At 71.6% G+C, this 16,857-nt stretch carries 15 protein-coding genes and 1 pseudogene; 9 read left to right on the forward strand and 7 right to left on the reverse strand.

The genetic code is table 11. The annotated features are described in order from the left end of the window. Positions 1 to 11 precede the first annotated feature (11 nt). Both CRP55_RS04855 and CRP55_RS04860 read left to right on the forward strand, forming a co-directional pair. Positions 12 to 350, forward strand: coding sequence for an Rv1322 family protein (locus CRP55_RS04855; RefSeq protein ID WP_245922780.1), 339 nt, complete (start codon positions 12 to 14; stop codon positions 348 to 350). Positions 351 to 355: 5 nt separating this feature from the next. Further along, positions 356 to 1,153 (forward strand): alpha/beta hydrolase, encoded by a 798-nt coding sequence (locus CRP55_RS04860; protein WP_097318190.1) that lies wholly within the window; start codon positions 356 to 358, stop codon positions 1,151 to 1,153. Here the strand turns inward: CRP55_RS04860 and CRP55_RS04865 are convergent. The 5 genes from CRP55_RS04865 to mce form a co-directional block, all read right to left on the reverse strand. Next, entirely contained in the window at positions 1,150 to 2,343 is a 1,194-nt protein-coding gene (locus CRP55_RS04865; protein WP_097318191.1) for a helix-turn-helix domain-containing protein, read from the reverse strand. The two genes, CRP55_RS04860 and CRP55_RS04865, sit on opposite strands and share 4 nt — an antisense overlap. Before the next feature lie 112 nt (positions 2,344 to 2,455). Next, a complete protein-coding gene (locus CRP55_RS04870; RefSeq protein ID WP_245922781.1) occupies positions 2,456 to 3,562 on the reverse strand; it encodes an AI-2E family transporter in 1,107 nt (368 codons plus the stop codon). A gap of 153 nt (positions 3,563 to 3,715) precedes the next feature. Then, on the reverse strand, positions 3,716 to 5,188 hold the full coding sequence (locus CRP55_RS04875) for a Laminin subunit beta-1 (RefSeq protein WP_097318192.1): 1,473 nt from the start codon (positions 5,186 to 5,188) through the stop codon (positions 3,716 to 3,718). A 240-nt stretch (positions 5,189 to 5,428) separates the two neighbouring features. Further along, positions 5,429 to 6,790 (reverse strand): DivIVA domain-containing protein, encoded by a 1,362-nt coding sequence (locus CRP55_RS04880; RefSeq protein WP_097318193.1) that lies wholly within the window; start codon positions 6,788 to 6,790, stop codon positions 5,429 to 5,431. 180 nt (positions 6,791 to 6,970) lie between these two features. Then, positions 6,971 to 7,459 carry a methylmalonyl-CoA epimerase gene (gene mce, locus CRP55_RS04885; protein WP_097318194.1) on the reverse strand — a complete coding sequence of 163 codons (489 nt, stop codon included), beginning with the start codon at positions 7,457 to 7,459 and terminating at the stop codon, positions 6,971 to 6,973. Between the two features lie 56 nt (positions 7,460 to 7,515). Between mce and CRP55_RS04890 the strand changes: the two genes are divergently transcribed. From CRP55_RS04890 to CRP55_RS04900, 3 genes are all read left to right on the forward strand, one after another. Next, positions 7,516 to 8,697 (forward strand): acetyl-CoA C-acetyltransferase, encoded by a 1,182-nt coding sequence (locus tag CRP55_RS04890; RefSeq protein WP_097318195.1) that lies wholly within the window; start codon positions 7,516 to 7,518, stop codon positions 8,695 to 8,697. Beyond that, positions 8,694 to 9,647 carry a methylmalonyl Co-A mutase-associated GTPase MeaB gene (meaB, locus tag CRP55_RS04895; protein WP_097318196.1) on the forward strand — a complete coding sequence of 318 codons (954 nt, stop codon included), beginning with the start codon at positions 8,694 to 8,696 and terminating at the stop codon, positions 9,645 to 9,647. The genes CRP55_RS04890 and meaB overlap by 4 nt, the downstream gene beginning before the upstream one ends. A gap of 160 nt (positions 9,648 to 9,807) precedes the next feature. Continuing rightward, positions 9,808 to 10,263, forward strand: a complete 456-nt coding sequence (locus CRP55_RS04900; protein ID WP_097318197.1) for a hypothetical protein — start codon at positions 9,808 to 9,810, stop codon at positions 10,261 to 10,263. Positions 10,264 to 10,550: 287 nt separating this feature from the next. Here the strand turns inward: CRP55_RS04900 and CRP55_RS04905 are convergent, their stop codons facing one another. Further along, positions 10,551 to 11,156, reverse strand: a complete 606-nt coding sequence (locus tag CRP55_RS04905; RefSeq protein WP_245922782.1) for a PadR family transcriptional regulator — start codon at positions 11,154 to 11,156, stop codon at positions 10,551 to 10,553. Positions 11,157 to 11,208: 52 nt separating this feature from the next. On the opposite strand from CRP55_RS04905, the gene CRP55_RS04910 reads away from it, so the two are divergent. Next, complete coding sequence (locus CRP55_RS04910) at positions 11,209 to 12,369, forward strand: FAD-dependent oxidoreductase (RefSeq protein ID WP_097318198.1); 1,161 nt, start codon at positions 11,209 to 11,211, stop codon at positions 12,367 to 12,369. A gap of 33 nt (positions 12,370 to 12,402) precedes the next feature. Next, positions 12,403 to 14,076 (forward strand): coenzyme B12-dependent isobutyryl-CoA mutase large subunit, encoded by a 1,674-nt coding sequence (icmA, locus tag CRP55_RS04915; protein ID WP_097318199.1) that lies wholly within the window; start codon positions 12,403 to 12,405, stop codon positions 14,074 to 14,076. Here icmA and CRP55_RS04920 read toward each other — a convergent pair. Continuing rightward, on the reverse strand, positions 14,052 to 14,627 hold the full coding sequence (locus CRP55_RS04920; RefSeq protein WP_218854051.1) for a TetR/AcrR family transcriptional regulator: 576 nt from the start codon (positions 14,625 to 14,627) through the stop codon (positions 14,052 to 14,054). The genes icmA and CRP55_RS04920 overlap by 25 nt on opposite strands. Before the next feature lie 96 nt (positions 14,628 to 14,723). Here CRP55_RS04920 and CRP55_RS04925 point away from each other — a divergent pair, with 96 nt between their 5' ends. Further along, positions 14,724 to 15,671, forward strand: coding sequence for a tetratricopeptide repeat protein (locus CRP55_RS04925; RefSeq protein WP_097318200.1), 948 nt, complete (start codon positions 14,724 to 14,726; stop codon positions 15,669 to 15,671). 15 nt (positions 15,672 to 15,686) lie between these two features. After that, positions 15,687 to 16,626 (forward strand): annotated as a pseudogene (locus CRP55_RS04930) (arginase family protein); the annotation flags it as partial. Positions 16,627 to 16,857: the final 231 nt, after the last annotated feature.

The raw sequence follows: 16,857 nt of genomic DNA on the forward strand, positions 1-16,857 counted from the left end.
CGCTTGATGTCGTGAGTCCCCGCCGCAACCGCCCCCGCCGCCGTGACGGGTCCGACGAGCCCCGCCAGCTGACCGACGAGCGGGTCCGCAAGGGCATCGAGGGCGTCCAGCAGTGGCAGGACGGCGAGTGGATGGTCCGGTCGATCTTCGGTGGGGCGGCCGTGAAGTCGTACACCTGCCCGGGGTGTCTCCAGGAGATCCGCCCGGGCGTGGCCCACGTGGTGGCCTGGCCGATCGACGGGCGCGGCGACGAGACCGATCGGCGGCACTGGCACACGGGGTGCTGGAAGGCTCGTGATCGGCGCTTCCCCGGTGTCGAGCGCTCCCGCAACGCACCCCGCTACGGTTAGGAATCATGAGCAGTCCCATTCGCGCGAACTCGATCCTGCCCGCACAACGGGAGGACATCGAGTTGCAGACCGCCGACGGCCTCACCCTGGTCGGTGAGCTGGCCCGCCCCGTCGAAGGCGAGCCGGTGGCCACGCTGGTCTGCCTGCACCCGCTGCCCACGCACGGCGGGATGATGGACAGCCACGTCTTCCGCAAGGCCGCGTGGCGGCTTCCGGCCCTGGCCGGCGTCGCCGTGCTGCGCTTCAACACGCGCGGCACCAGCAGCGTCCGGGGCACCAGCGAGGGCTCCTTCTCGGCCGGGGCCGACGAGAAGTACGACGTGGCCGCGGCCATCGAATACGCGGAGTTCGCCGACCTGCCCAACATCTGGCTGGTGGGCTGGTCGTTCGGCACCGACCTGACCCTCATGCACGGCCTCGACCCGGCCGTCCAAGGGGCCATCCTGCTGTCCCCGCCGCTGCGGTTCTCGCAGCCCGGCCACCTCGAGGCCTGGGCCAAGTCCGGCAAGCCGGTCACGGCGCTGATCCCGGAGTTCGACGACTACCTGCGCCCGGCCGAGGCCGCCGACCGCTTCGCCGCGGTGCCGCAGTGCGAGGTGGTGCCGGTCGAGGGCGCCAAGCACCTCTGGGTCGGTGACGCCGAGACGGTGCTCGACGAGATCGTGAAGCGGGTCGCGCCGTCCGTGCCGGTGCCGCTCCCGCGTACGTGGGACGGCCCCATGGAGACCGGCGACATGAACGCCTACGCCGACCGCACGACATCGGCCTTCCGCGACGTGCCGATGCCGAAGGCGTCGGATTAGGGAGTCCACAGCCGTTCGGAAAGCCCGCGCAACTCGGAAGCGCCGGTCTGCGCGAGCAGCGCCTGGGTGGTGAGGCGCAGGTCGGCCGTGGTGTGCACGTGCTGCGGGGCGATCCGCTCGGCGGTCAGCAGATAGCGCACCGCGTCGCGTTCCCGGCCCGGGAGGCGCGCCAGGGCCCGCGCCGTGTCCGCGTAGTAGAAGACCTGCCGGAAACCGGCGGCGATCACCGTCGGCGACGTCTGCCGGGCGATCGCGGCGGCCAGTGCCGGATCGCCCTCGTTGACCTCGATGCTGATCCGCCAGATGTCGACGTTGGTCGGGCCGAAGAACAGGCCCATCGTGGTGGTCTCGCCGGTGCGCCGGGCCAGGCTCCGCGCCTCGGCCAGCCAGCTCTCGCTGTCCTCGGGGTGGCCGCGGCCCCGGGCCGCCTTGGCCGAGATGAGCAGCAGCGAGCCGAGGATCTCGGTGCCGCCGGGCCGGCCCAGATGGCGGCGCAGCCCGTCGGCCGCCCGCTCGGCCAGCGTCTGTCCCCTCTGGTGCGAGCCGCTGGCGGTCGCGGCGGTGGCCAGCGCGTACGCCGCGTAGGCCAGCAGCACCGGATCGTCCACCGCCTCGGCCGCGTCGCGGCAGCGCTCGGCGCCCAGCCAGGCGTCGCCCGGATGGCCGAGGTTGCGCAGCACCGACGAGGCGATGAAGGCGGCCTCGCAGAGCAGCCGCAGGGCCCGCCGGCGATCCGGCCCGGCCGTCTCGGCGTGCAGATGCCGGAGCAGGCCGGGCAGCAGCCGCATCGTCCCCGCGTAGTCGCACGCCTGCCGCAGCGTGTCCACCAGGGACAGCGCCCGATCGAGCTCGGCCATCGGCGGGGCGCCGTCGGTGCCGGGCTCGCTCAGGTCGATGTCGATCAGCGCGGTCCGCAGCGACTGCACGCCGGCCCGGGTGGCCGCGGCCGCCCGGTCGAGGCCGGGGACCGCGATGCCGGCCAGGTCACCGGAGGAGCATTCCAGCGCCTCGGCGATGTCGGCCAGCACGAAACGATTGTTCGCCGCCTGCAGCCCCCGTTCGATGCGCCCCCAGGTGGCGTGCGAAATGCCGGCGCGGCTCGCCGCGTACCGGATGCTCCACCCTCGCAGCAGGCGGCGGGCCCGGATGCGTTCCCCGACGGTGGGGTCCGCGATGGGTCGTGGGCTCATGACCCGACGGTAATGGCGCCCGGCCCGCAGGCGGTACAAACCTGTACCGCCCTTGTCAGCGGGCCTCTCGGCCGGGCTTTCCCGGCCGCGTCCCAGCCGCTTTTCCGCCGCGTCAGCGGGCCTCCTGGCTGGGCTGCACCACCTCGCGGACGATGAGCTGGACGCCGGCCACCATGGGGATCGCGACGAGCGCGCCGACCACGCCGAACAGGGCGACACCGAGCAGAGCCGCGACGACCGCGGCGACATCGCTGACCTTGACCGAGCGCCGCATGACGTTCGGATAGATCACATAGTTCTCCACCTGCTGATAGATGATGAAGAACACGATGCAGACGATGCCGGCGGTCAGCGACGAGGCGAAGCCGACCAGGCTCACGATGATCGCGCCGAGGGTCGCGCCGATCTGCGGGATGAGGTCGCAGACGGCGACCACCACGGCCAGGGCGAACGGATAGCCGAGCCCGAGGATCACGGCCAGCAGCCAGCTGCTGGCGCCGGCCAGCACGGCGATCGAGATCGCGCCGACCATGTACGCGCCGACCTTGGTCAGGATCTCGTCGGTCAGCAGCCGCACCCGCACCCGGCGCGAGGCCGGGACGAGGGAGTACGCGGTCTCGCGCATCCGGTCGAACGAGGCCATGAAGTAGATCGTGAGCACCAGCACGGTGAGCACGTTGAACAGTGTGCCCGCGATCATCCGGCCGGCGCCGACCACGCCGCCGAGCGCGTTGGTGACGGTGCCCGCGTTGAGGGCGGTGCTGACCCGGTCGACGATGTCGTAGCGCTGGACGAGCTCGTTGACGGTCTCGTTGCGCTGAAGCTGCTGGATGTAGTCGGGCACGTTCTCGGCCAGCTGGGTGGTCTGGCTCACCAGAGGGGGGATCAGGGCGATGATGCCACCGGCGATGAGGCCGACCACGGCCAGCGCGACGATCGTCACGGCCAGGCCGCGGGGCAGGCCCCACTTGCGCAGCCGGGTGACGGCCGGGTTGAGCCCGATGGCCAGGAACAGCGCGATGAAGATCAGCACCAGGATGGACGCCGCGTTGCGGATGCCCAGGAAGATCGCCCAGGCCAGCAGCACGCCGAACCCGCCGAGAAGGCCCATCATGAACGGGTTGCGCTTGTCCAGGGGCGGCCCCGGGCGCCCGAAGCGATGCTCGGGGATAGCCGGCTCGTCCAGCTCGTTTTCGGCGGGCTCTGTCTCTTGGGCCACCCGGTTCCTCCACTGTGGTGGGTGAGCCGGGTCTTACCAACTTGCCGGCCGCACGCGTCTCGGCCGCGACGTTATCGCTGTACCGCAACGACCGCCACGCGCGCCGACGTGAGGGCAGGCACATCAGCCTCCGCGCCGAACCCCGTCGCCGGCTTACTCGGCGTCCGCGCCGACCCTCGTCGCCGGTGGGACGGTGACCTTGGCTGACGCGGTCACCTTGCTGGGCGTCTGAGCGTCGGCGGCGTGGGCGCCGGTCGGGCCGCCCGCGGACGCGGTGGGCGCGGTGCCGGTGGGCACGGCGCCGGTGGGTGCTTCGGCCGCGTGGGCGCCGACCGGGCCGCCGGCCACGGACTTCTCGGGCTCGGCCTCGGCATCGTCGTCGTCGGAGGACGAGCCCGCGGCGGCCAGCACCGCGGCGGCGGCCAGCTCGGCCACCCGCTTCGCCTCTTTCTGCACCTGGCGCCGAACGTCGGCCGCGTGCCGCTCGGCCGCCTCGCCCGCCTTCTTGGCGTCGGCCACCCGCTTGAGCTCGGCCTCCAGCTCCTTGCGGGCCTCGGCCAGGCTCTGGTGCACCTTGTCGGCCTCCTGCGCCCCGGCCCGGGCCCGCTCCTGCGCGGCGGCCAGTTCCCGCTCGGCCTCGGTCACCTTGGCCTTGGCCGCCTCGAGCTCGCGGCCGGCCTCGGCGATCTTCTCCTGCTGGCCGGCGATCTCGTTGCGGACCGCGGTGGCCTGCTCGTCGGAGCGGCGCAGCACCTCTTCCGCGTATTTGTCGGCCTCGCTGCGCAGGTCGGCGCACTGCTTCTCGACGGCCGTGCGGATCTGGGTCAGCTCCTGCGCGACGGCCGCGCGTTTCTGGCCCAGCTCGTTGTCGAGGGCGGCCCGCTGCTCGGTGGCCTGCCGCTCGGCCGCCGCCCGCTGGGCGTTGATCTCCTGCTGGGTCTTGTCGCGCAGCGCCTTGATCTCCTGATCGGCCTGCATGCGCGTGGATTGGGCGTAGCCGTCGGCCTCGGTGCGGACGCGGTGGGCCTGCTGCGCGGTCTGCTCGGTGTGCTGCTGGGCCTCGGCCCGGGCCCGCGACAGCGTCGTCTCGGCCTCGGCCCGCATCTGCTCGGCGCTCTGCCGGGCGGCGGCCAGCGCCTTCTCCGTCGCGAGGCGCTTGGCGGCGTCGGCCCGCTCCTCCTCGGCGCGGCGGGCGGCCAGCGCGATCTCGAAGTCACGGATGCCGTTGTGCGCGTGCGCCTCGGCCTCGGCCCGGATCCGCTCGGCCTCGGCCAGCCGGGCCGCGATGTCGTCGGTGGCGGACTGCTTGATCGCCTCGGCCTGCTCCTCGGCCAGCGCGAGGATCTGCTCGACCCGGGGGCCGAGGTGGCGGAACGAGGCCTCGGGGCTCAGACCACCCTGGCGGCGGGCCTGCACCGCCTCCTGCTGTAGCCGCTCGATCTGCGCCGACATGGCCTGGATCTGCGTATACGCCTGCTCGCGCTCGGCCGCCAGCGCGGCGATCTCGTTCTCGGCGCGGGCGACGTACCGCTCGACCTGCTTCTTCTCATAACCGCGGAGGGCGGTCTCGAAGCTGGGTTCGGTAGCCGCGTCAGAGCCGAGACCGAAGATTTCGCCGTGCGACATGCTGTCCATCCTCACATACGCATTGCTCGGCCTCGGGGGGATACACACCCACCTGGCCGGACTATGCGTCTAGTTGTGATTTGTCTGAGCCGACTGGCAAAGCAGACTACGCGCGAGAACGAGTGAGGCCGTACCGGAGCAACTCCGATACGGCCCGCGTCGATCTTGAAGAAGTCACCCACCGGCCGGCTCCCACCGTTGCGCACCCGCGCAGGGCGCGCAACCGCTGAGAGTGCCCGCTCAGTTGGTCTTGGCCGGCTCCGGCTTGGCCTCGTCCTGCGCCTCCTGCGGTGTTTCCGCAGCTCCCGGCGTTTCCGCGGCGCGCTGAGCGGGCGCGGCCTCCTTGGCCGCGGCTGCGGCGGCGGCCACCGCGGCGGCGGCCGGAGCGGCGGCAGCGGGCGCGGCCTCGGCCGGCTTGGCCCCGCCGACGCCCGGCACCAGGCCGGACAGGCCCGAGAGCATCTGGCCGAGCTGGTTGGTGACCGCGTCCTTCTGGCGGGTCAGGTCCTCGACCTCGCGCTTGGCGGCCTGCGTGGTGAGCTCGGCCTCAGTGCGGGCCTCGCTGAGCAGGCGCTGCGACTCGGCGCGGGCCTCGCTGACCGTCTTCTCGGACAGGGCGCGAGCCTTTTCGGTGGTCTCGGCGGCGTTGCGCTCGGACTCGACGCGGCGCTGCTCGGCGCGCTGCTCGATCTCCTTGGCGCGGTCCTCGGCGGCGCGGGCCCGCTCCTCGGCCTCGGACACCATCTTCTGCGTGGCGCTGACCTGGGCCGCGTGCCGCTGCGACTCCTCGCGCTCGGCCTTCTCGCGCCGCTCGGCGATCTCGAGCGCGAGCGCCTGGAGATCTTTGTCACGCTTGTCGCGCGCGTCGGTCAGCAGCTTGGTCGCCTCGGCCCGTTTCTCCTCGGCCTCGCGCGACGCCTTGGCCCGCAGCTGGGTGATCTCGCGCTCGGCGGTGGCGCGCAGCGACGCGACCTCACGCTCGACGGTCGACTTGAGCTCGGCCACCTCGTGCGCGGTGACCGTGCGCAGCTGCTTGGTCTCGCGGTCGGCGTCGGAGCGCAGGGTGTCGGCCTCGCGGCGGGCCTGCACCCGGGCCTCGGCCGCCTCGCGCTCGGCGTGCGTGCGGACCTGGCCGGCCTCGCGCTCGGCGGTCGCCTTCATCGCGGCGGCCTCGGCCCGCGCCTTGTCGGTGATCTCCCGTGCCTCGAGGCGCGCCGCGGAGAGGATGCCCTCGGACTCTCGCTTGGCCTCGCTACGGTGATCGTTCGCCTGCTCCTCGGCCAGCCGCAGGATCTGCTCGACCCGGGTGCCCAGCCCGGAGAGCGTCGGCCGGTTGTTCTCTTCCAGCAGTTTGTTGCTGTCGGCGAGCTTCTGCTCGAGCGCGACCAGCCGCTGCTCGGCCTGGCGCAGACGGCGCTGCGCGTCGTTCATCCGCTGCTCGGCCTCGGCACCGGCCTGCGTGGACTGGTTGATGGCGGCGACCAGCCGGCCGAGGTGGGCGTCCACCTGCCCGCGGTCATAACCACGCAGCACCACGGTGAAGTCGTGCTGGGAGTTCGCGCCGTCGAAGAATGCCAAGTTTTGATCCTGCTGCTGGGGCATTGGGCCATCCTGGCGAAGACGCACCGGCCACGCAAGAGCGGACGGGCATCGGAAAGGACACGTTAGATCACCTTTGAGCTGCCCGAAACCCACCCGTTCGGTGTGGGCTCCGCTGCTCATCCGCGATCCGGGAGAGTGCCGTCCGTGTCCTTCCGATCCTGCCAGGCGGAGGCGTCGACGTCAGGATGATTCATCCGAAGGGCTGACAGGCTGGACCAACTCCACCAAAACGCCTCCGGCGTCTTTCGGGTGTACGAAGTTGATCAGTGACCCGGCCGTGCCGCGTCTCGGGGTGTCGTAGAGCAGCCGCAGCCCGCGTGACCGCAGCGCGGACGAGGCCGCCTCGACGTCGGCCACCGTGTAGGCCAGCTGCTGCAGGCCGGGGCCGGTGCGGTCGAGGAACTTCGCGATGGCCGAGTCGGGCCGCGACGGCGCCAGCAACTGCAGCCGCGGGCCGTCGCCGTCACCCACGGCGAGCATGGCCTCCCGTACGCCTTGCTCCTCGTTGGTCTCTTCGTGCACACAGCGCAAGCCGAAGTTGTCGGCGTAGAAGGCGAGGGCCTCGTCGAGGTCGGCCACGGCGATGCCGACGTGGTCGATTCGGAGCAGTCCGACGTCCGGCGATGTGAGATTCTCGGCCCCGGCGACACTGGGTGGAAGAGATGTCATTCTATTAGTGTTGCCTGAACGCACGTTCAGTCGCCTTTCAAGATGGGAACAATGACGTGACCAGCTCGGTGATCGTGAGTGGGGCCCGGACGCCGATGGGGCGCCTGCTCGGCAACCTCAAGAGCGTACCGGCCACGACCCTCGGGGGTGCCGCCATCGAGGCCGCCCTCAACCGCGGCGGCGTGCGCCCCGACCAGGTGCAATACGTGATCATGGGCCAGGTGCTGCAGGCCGGCACCGGTCAGATCACGGCCCGGCAGGCCGCGGTGGCCGCCGGCATCCCGATGACCACCCCCGCGGTCACCGTCAACAAGGTGTGCCTGTCCGGCCTCGACGCGATCGCCCTGGCCGACCAGCTCATCCGGGCCGGTGAGTTCGACATCGTGGTGGCCGGCGGCATGGAGTCGATGACCAACGCCCCCCACCTGCTGATGAACCAGCGCCAGGGCACCAAGTTCGGCGACGTCCTGGTGCGCGACCACACGGCGTACGACGGCCTCGTCGATCCCTGGGAGGGCATCTCGATGGGCGAGTCGACCGAGCGGAGCGGCGTCAAGCTCGGCATCACCCGCGCCGAGCAGGACGCCTTCGCCGCGCAGAGCCACCAGCGGGCCGCCGCCGCCCAGCGCGAGGGCCGCTTCGCCGAGGAGATCGTGGCGGTCAAGACCGGCCAGCGCGCCGACGACGCGTTCGTCGAGGTCGACGAGGGCGTGCGCCCCGACGCCACCGCCGAGTCGCTGTCCAAGCTGCGCCCGGCGTTCGCCGCCGGCGGCACCATCACCGCGGGCAGCTCGTCGCCGATCTCCGACGGCGCCGCCGCGGTCGTGGTGATGAGCAAGGCCAAAGCCGAGGAGCTGGGTCTGCGCTGGCTCGCCGAGATCACCGCGCACGGCAACGTGGCCGGCCCCGACAGCTCGCTGCAGTCCCAGCCGGCCAACGCGATCAAGCACGCTCTCGACAAGGCCCACCTCACGGTCGACGATCTCTCCCTGATCGAGATGAACGAGGCCTTCGCCCAGGTGGTGATCCAGTCGATGCGCGAGCTCAAGGTCGACGACGAGATCGTGAACGTGAACGGCGGCGCGATCGCGCTCGGCCACCCGATCGGCATGTCCGGCGCCCGCCTGGTCCTCACCCTCGCCCTCGAGCTGCGCCGGCGGGGCGGCGGCTACGGAGCGGCCGGCCTGTGCGGCGGCGGTGGCCAGGGCGACGCCCTGATCATCAAGGTGGCGCCTTGAGCAGATCCCGTGACGTCCCCACCCTGGTCGCCAGGGCGCGCGAGGGGGACCCGCGGTCGGTGGCCCGGCTGATCAGCCTGGTCGAGAACGGCGATCCGGCGCTGCCCGAGGTGGCGGCGGCGCTGGCCCCGTACGCCGGAAACGCTCAGGTCCTTGGTTTGACCGGATCGCCGGGCGTCGGCAAGTCCACGACGACGAACGAGCTGGTGCGCGCGCTCCGAAAGGTGGGGAAACGCGTCGGCGTGCTCGCGGTCGACCCGTCGAGCCCGTTCACCGGCGGCGCGATCCTGGGCGACCGGGTGCGCATGCAGGAGCACACGACCGATCCGGGCGTCTACATCCGCTCGATGTCCAGCCGGGGCCAGCTGGGCGGCCTCTCGGCCGCGACGCCGCAAGCCGTACGGGTCCTGGAGGGCGCCGGATGCGAGGTGATCCTGGTCGAGACGGTCGGCGTCGGCCAGGCCGAGGTGGAGATCGCCTCGCTGGCCGACACCACGCTGGTGCTGCTGGCGCCGGGGATGGGCGACGCGATCCAGGCGGTCAAGGCCGGGGTGCTCGAGATCGCCGACATCTTCGTGATCAACAAGTCCGATCGCCCCGGCGCCGACGCCACGTACCGCGACATCCAGGGCATGCTCGGCCTCGGTGAGCGAGGCCCGGGGGAGTGGCGGCCCCAGGTGGTGAAGGCGACCGCGGTCAAGGCCGAGGGCGTGGAAGACGTGCTGGCGGCCGTCGACAAGCACCGCGACTGGCTTTCCAAGACAGGCAATTTCGCCGTACGGCGTGAGCGCCGCGCCGCCGTCGAGGTGGAGGCGATCGCGCTCGGGACGCTCCGGTCACGGATCGGCAGCCTGCGGGAGGGCACCGCGCTGACCACGCTGGCGGCCGCGGTGGCGGCCGGCGAGCTTGATCCCTACGCCGCCGCCGATGAGCTGATCAAGGGCCTCTGAGCCCCTTCGCGTTTTCTGACCGTATCGGCACGCTCGGACGGCGTGGCCTCTCGCCCGTGCGCCCGATGACGTCCTGATTTTTCCGGCATACGCTGAATTAGTCAGCGCCGGAAAGGATAGCGGACATGATCAGTCACAAGGGCAGCAGCCGGGGTGCAGCATGATTGCACCGATCACCTTCCCCCGGGTCACCGGAACCACGGCCACCTACTTGCACCCGCTACTGCAGAGCGCTGCCCTGCAGCAGAGCTCCCGCGTGGCCGACACGCAGCCCCGGACCACAGCACCCACTCTGGAGATGCCGGCGATCCCGGCCGTCACCTCGGTGGACCGCACGGCCGCGTACTCGGCCGGCCTGGCCCGCGACGCCACAGTCGCCGCGAACACGGTCAAGGCCACGGCCAAGGTCGCCCCCACCGTCGACGAGACCGACCCGACCACGATGCTGGCCCGCCAGATGGTCATGGAACGCGCGTCGACCCAGGTCGGCGTCCTGCTCAGCCGAGCCGCCGGGGAGCGGCGGGTGGCCCTGATGAGCGGCGTCCCCGCGTCCCGCCTGGCCGACCTGAACACGACGACATCCCGCCTGTACCACGCCCTGGACCTGACGGCGTAGGTCTCGATCGTCGGGCTGCCTGCTCGTTGCTCACCGGCTGTCGTCTCAGGCGGGTGGTCCGTCCCTCAGGGGTCGGCTACTCGCCTGGGGCGAGCGGTGGAGTGACGTCTGCTCACCGTCAGGAGCCAAAAGGACCAGCCGTTGCGATGCGGAGACGGCTGGCTTGTAGTGCGCCACCACGGCGCGTGCGGCTTCGCTCGGGGTCCGGTAGGTGGTACCGGCGAGCGGGCCGTCGACGATCTCGACCCGTCCTGGGCTTATGAATCGGGAGCTTCGGGCGGACTGCGTCACGTGCTGGGTGGGAAGCGCTCCAGCGTCTCGGCGATCAGCTCCGCGCTCCACGTCAAGGTGCCCTCAGTCAGGTCGTTCACTACTCCGCGGAGCCATTTCAGCTCGGCGTCGAGCATGGCGACTCGGTACTCGTCCTCGATGAGGAACAAGCGGGGCAGGCCCGCCGGGGCCTGGGCCCGGATGGCGGCCGCCTTCTCGGTCAGGGCCTCCATGCGCTTTTCCAGCAGCTCGCGCACCTCGGCCGGTGGCAGGACCGGCAGGAAGGCCAGGGCCGCCGGGAACTCCGGGAACTCTCGCGCGGGGGCCGGCAGCATTCCGGTCAGCCAGCGGCGCATCGCGGCCGTGCCCTCTTCGGTGATCTCGTAGATCGTGCGTTCGGGGCGGCCGGCTTCTCGTGACGTGCCGCCGGGGCGGGCCAGTCCGTCGCGGACCAGGCGGTCCAGGGCCTGGTAGACGCTGTTGCGCTGGGCCACGTTGACCAGCTGGTCCTGGCCCCGCTCCTTGATCATCTGCTGCATCCGGTACGGGTGCATGGGCGCTTCCATGAGCAGCGCCAGCAGCACCATGCCCAGCGTGGACCGGCGCGGTTCGGAGGTGACCACGTGATCAGCGTACGGGGTTGACCCTCATAGTCATGGTATGCATAGTTAGAGTATGACTAACAAGAGAGCAGTGATCGCCGGCGGTGGTGTCGCCGGCACCGTGGCCGCGCTCGCCCTGGAGCGGGCCGGTTGGCAGCCGCGCGTCTACGAGGCGTACGCCGAAAACGAAAGTGAGAAAGGCGCCTGGCTCACCGTGGCCGTCAATGGCCTCGCGGCCCTGCGCGAGCTGGGCGAGGACCCGGCCGAGATCCTGGCCGCCGGCTTTCCGACGCCGCGGCTGACGATGAGCAACGCCAAGGGGCGGCGCCTGGCCGTGGTGCCGCTGGGCGGGCCCACTCCGGACGGCACCGTCACGACGACGATCAAGCGAAGTGACCTCTACGCGGCCTTGCGCCGGGCCGCCGAGAAGCGCGGCATCCCGATCGAGCACGGCAAGCGCCTGACCGGCTTCACCGAAGAGCCCGGCGGTGTGACAGTGAGCTTCCAAGACGGCACTCACGAGACGGGCGACCTCCTGGTCGGCGCCGACGGCCTCCGGTCGCGGACCCGGGAGCTGCTCAACCCGGGCGGCCCGAAGCCGCGCTATCTCGGGCTGCTCAACGCGGGCGGCTTCACCGACCGGCCCGTCGACGTGCCGCTGGACCGGGCGCCCGGGATGATGCACATGGCCTTCGGCCGGCGGGCCTTCTTCGGGTGGGGTGTCGCGCCCGACGGCCGGGTGTGGTGGTTCGCCAATCCGCCCCGCAAGTGGCCGGTCGAGCCCGGGGAGTTCACCCCGGAGCAGTGGCGGGCCCATCTGATCGAGCTGTTCGAGGGTGACGACCTGCCGGCCGCGGCGATCATCCGGGCCACGGACGAGGCGCTCGGGCCGTGGAACACCGACGACCTGCCCCGGGTGCCGGTCTGGCACAGCGAGCGCGTCGTGCTCGCGGGTGACGCCGCCCACGCGGTCTCGCCCTCGTCGGGGCAGGGCGCGTCGATGGCGATCGAGGACGCGGTGGCCCTCGGGAGGAGCGGTTCCCTGGCCGAATACGAGCGGCGCCGTCGTGCGCGTGTCGAGCGCGTGGTCGCGTACGGCAAACGAAATGGCAGTTCGAAGACCGCCGGGCCGATCGGGTCGGCGATCCGGGACGCGATGTTCCCGCTGGTCATGAAGATGCTGTATCGCAAGGGCGATCCGCAGGCCTGGATCTTCGAGGGAAGAGAGCCTTAGGGATCGTTCAGGTTTGCCCCTAGGATGGTGCGCATGGACGCAGCCGACATCGAGGCCGGACGCGAGCGCTGGCAGCGGCGCTACGACGCCGCCCGCAAGCGCGACGCTGACTTCACCACCCTGTCCGGCGCCACGGTCGACCCCGTCTACGGGCCGCCGGCGGGCGCCGCCTATCCCGGGTTCGACCGCATCGGCTGGCCGGGCGAGTTCCCGTACACCCGGGGCCTCTATCCGACCGGCTATCGCGGGCGCACCTGGACGATCCGGCAGTTCGCCGGCTTCGGCAACGCCCAGCAGACCAACGAGCGCTACAAGATGATCCTGGCCGCCGGCGGGGGCGGCCTCAGCGTCGCGTTCGACATGCCGACGCTGATGGGGCGCGACTCCGACGAGCCGCAGTCGCTCGGCGAGGTCGGGCACTGCGGGGTGGCGATCGACTCTGCGGCCGACATGGATGTGCTCTTCGACGGCATCGACCTCGAGAAGACCACCACCAGCATGACGATCTCCGGCCCGGCCGTGCCGATCTTCTGCATGTATCTGGTGGCCGCGGAGCGCCAGGGCGCCGACATCCACAAGCTCGACGGCACGCTGCAGACCGACATCTTCAAGGAGTACATCGCGCAGAAGGAGTGGCTCTTCCAGCCCGAGCCGCATCTGCGCCTGATCGGCGACCTCATGGAGTACTGCGCCCGCGAGATCCCGAAATACAAGCCGCTGTCGGTCAGCGGCTACCACATCCGCGAGGCCGGCTCGACCGCCGCGCAGGAGCTGGCGTACACGCTGGCCGACGGCTTCGGGTACGTCGAGCTCGGCCTCAGCCGCGGGCTCGACGTCAACCAGTTCGCGCCGGGGCTGAGCTTCTTCTTCGACGCGCACATCGACTTCTTCGAGGAGATCGCCAAGTTCCGCGCCGCCCGCCGCATCTGGGCCCGCCACCTGCGCGACAACTACGGCGCGACCAGCGAAAAAGCCCTGTGGCTGAAGTTCCACACGCAGACGGCCGGCGTTTCCCTGACGGCACAACAGCCGGTCAACAACGTCGTCCGTACGGCGGTGGAGGCGCTGGCCGCGGTGCTCGGCGGCACCAACTCGCTGCACACCAACGCGCTCGACGAGACGCTCGCGCTGCCCACCGACGAGTCGGCCGAGATCGCCCTGCGGACGCAGCAGGTGCTGATGGAGGAGACCGGCGTGATCAACGTGGCCGATCCGCTCGGCGGCTCCTGGTATCTGGAGGAGCTGACCGACCGCATCGAGGCCGAGGCCGAGGAGATCTTCGCCCGCATCCGCGAGCTCGGCCACGACGGCAGCATCACGGCCGGCATCCTGCGTGGCATCGAGGACGGCTGGTTCACCGCCAACATCGCCGAGGCGGCGTTCGTCTATCAGCAGTCACTGGAGAAGAACGAGAAACGCATCGTCGGTGTCAACGCGCACACCGGCACGGTGGCCAAGGAGCTGGAGATCCTCCGGGTCTCCCACGAGGTCGAGGTGGCGCAGAAACGGGAGCTGGGTGCGAGAAAGGCCGGGCGTGATGGCGTACGGCTGAAGGAAGCCCTCGACCGCATGCTGGCGGCGGCCCGCAGCGGGGACAACATGATCCCGGCCATGCTCGACGCGGCGCGGGCCGAGGCCACCCTCGGGGAGATCTGCGAGGTCCTCAAGCAGGAGTGGGGCGTCTACCGCGAGCCGGCCCGATTCTGAAGACCGTCGAGGAGTACGCCGAGGTAGCGCTCCGAGGCATCGTCGCCGCCGGTGCGGACCGCGTGCTGCACGCCGCACATGAGCCGGCGCAGGTCGTCGCCGGTGATGCCGGGGCGGACGGCGCCGGCGGCCCGGGCCCGCTCGAGCACGGCGCCGAACGCCTCGAACAGTTCGGCGCCGAGGGCGATCGTCTCGTCGCAGGTGAAGCTCGGCCGGGAGAGTACGGCCGCCAGCGCGGGGTCGGCCAGCATCAGCCGCAGGCCGGCCCGCATGATCCGGGCGAAGCCGGCCGCCGGGTCGGTGTCGCGCTCGGCGGCCCGGGCCTCGGACACCAGCGCCGCGAAGCTGCCGGCGGCGAGCGCCTCGAGCAGCACCTGGTGGGTCTCGAAGTGGCGATAGGCGGTGCCGACGCCCACGCCCGCCTGTTTGGCGATGGCGTTCATCGGCAGGTCGGTGTCGCCGGCCCGAAGCCGCTCGCGGGCGACCGAGAGCATCAGCTCGCGCACCCGGGCCGAGTCGGCCCGAAGCTTCTCGGGATTCAGCGACGGCATTCTAAAAGGATAACTCATCCGTTATGCTGTGACGTCCGATATCAGGCCCGCCGCGGCGCGGCGGAGCGCCTTGTCAGCGTGCGAGACTAGGTAACCATGAGCGACCCACGGACCACTCCGTCGATCTTCACCCGCGGCGCGGTCGATCTCAGCGCGCTGCGCGCGCCCTCTCCGGCGCCGAGCCGCCCCGCTGCCCCCGCCGACCCGCAGGCGGCCGCGCACGGCGGGCCGCCTCCCGGCGCCATCCCGGGTGGCCTGCCCGGCGGCGCCGGCCCCGAGACGATCATCGACGTCACCGAGGCCAATTTCCAGTCGGCCGTCCTCGAGCGCTCGCTCGCGACGCCGGTCATCCTCGACTTCTGGGCCGACTGGTGCGAGCCCTGCAAGCAGCTGTCCCCGATCCTCGAGCGGCTCGCTCAGGCCGGCGGCGGCTCGTGGGTGCTCGGCAAGGTCGATGTGGACGCCAACCCGCGGCTCGCTCAGGCGCTGCGCGTGCAGGGTATCCCGATGGTGGTCGCGGTGGTCGGCGGCCAGCTCGTCGAGGGCTTCACCGGCGTGCTGCCCGAGAGCCAGGTCAAGCAGTATGTCGACGCGGTGCTCAAGGCCGGCGGCGTGGCCGTCGAGGCGCCCGAGGACCCGAGGCTCGACGCGGCCGACGACGCCCTGATGACCGGCGACCTCGACGAGGCCGAGGCGGCGTACAAGAAGATCCTGGCCGAGTCCCCGCAGGACGCCGCGGCCGAGTCGGGCCTGGCCCAGGTCGAGCTCTACCGCCGCATCCAGGGCGCCGACCCGGCGGCGGCGCTGGCCAAGGCCGACGCGTCCCCCGACGACGTCGACGCCCAGCGCCTGGCGGCCGACATCGAGGTGCTCAGCGGCCAGGCCGACAAGGCCTACGCGCGCCTGGTGGCCCTGGTCAAGCGGACCGCGGGCGACGACCGCGACGCCGTACGCAAACACCTGCTCTCGCTGTTCAGCGTGGCCGGCCCCGACGATCCCGCGGTGGCCGGCGCCCGGCGCGCCCTGGCCAGCGCCCTCTTCTAGGCAGGGAGCCGCTCCGTGCGCCGCATCGCTGTCCTCGACGCACCGTCCAATCTCGGTCTGCGCCCGCCGACCGAGACGTCGGTGCCGGGCTGCGCCAAGGCGCCCGGAGCGCTTCGTGACAAAGGCCTGATCACCAAGCTGGGCGCCCGGGACGCCGGCTGCCTCACCCCGCCCCGGTACGACCCGGGCGACTGGCGTCCCGGCGACGGGGTGGCCCACGCGCAGCAGATCGCGGCGTACTCCCGGGCCCTGGCCGACCGCATCGGTGCGATCCTCGACGCCGGCGAGTTCCCGGTGGTCCTGGGCGGCGACTGCTCGATCCTGCTGGGCTCGGGCGTGGCCATGCACCGCCTGGGCGAGGCGGTCGGCGGCCGCATCGGCCTGGTTTTCGTCGACGGCCACTCCGACTTCCGCCACCCCGGTAACGCGTCCTACGTGGGGGCCGCCGCCGGCGAGGACCTGGCCCTGGTGACCGGCCGGGGCCAGGCCGACCTGGCCGCGATCGAGAGCCGCCGCCCCTATTTCCGCGACGTCGACGTGGTGGTCCTCGGCATCCGGGCCCAGGACGAATACCGCCTGGACCTCCAGGCCGCCGGCATAGTGACCCGCCCGGTCACCGCGCTGCGAGCCGAGGGCGCCGCCCGAAGCGCCCAGTGGGCCCGCGACCAGCTGGTCGACTGCGCCGGCTATTGGGTGCACGTGGACGTGGACGTTCTGGACCCGGCCGTGATGCCCGCGGTCGACGCTCCGTCTCCTGGCGGCATCGCCTTCCCCGAGCTGGAGATCCTGCTGTCCGGCCTGGTCGAGTCCCCACACTGCCTTGGCGTGGAGATCACGGTCTTCGACCCCGACTACGACCCCGACGGCCGCTACGCCACCGAGATCACCGCCGCCGTGGTGGCCGGCCTGGAAGTGGCCCACAACGTCACCCCACGCCCCGACCTGATCGCGGCCCGGGCCGACATGGACGGCGCTGCCCCGGCGGGTCCGCTCTCCCCGCCCACTTCCTTCCCCTCCGCCACTTCGCCGGAAGACGTGGAGTGGGAACACCGTCGAGCCGCCGCGGCAACAGCGAGCGTGACGCTGGCCGCCGCCGGCATGTCCGCCGGCGTGGAGGAAGCCTCCGGCGAGTCCGCGGTCCCGGCCACGACGATCCTGGCCGTCGAGGAGGGCGCCGAGACGCCGC

The organism is Paractinoplanes atraurantiacus (assembly GCF_900215205.1).
Lineage (GTDB): Bacteria > Actinomycetota > Actinomycetes > Mycobacteriales > Micromonosporaceae > Actinoplanes > Actinoplanes atraurantiacus.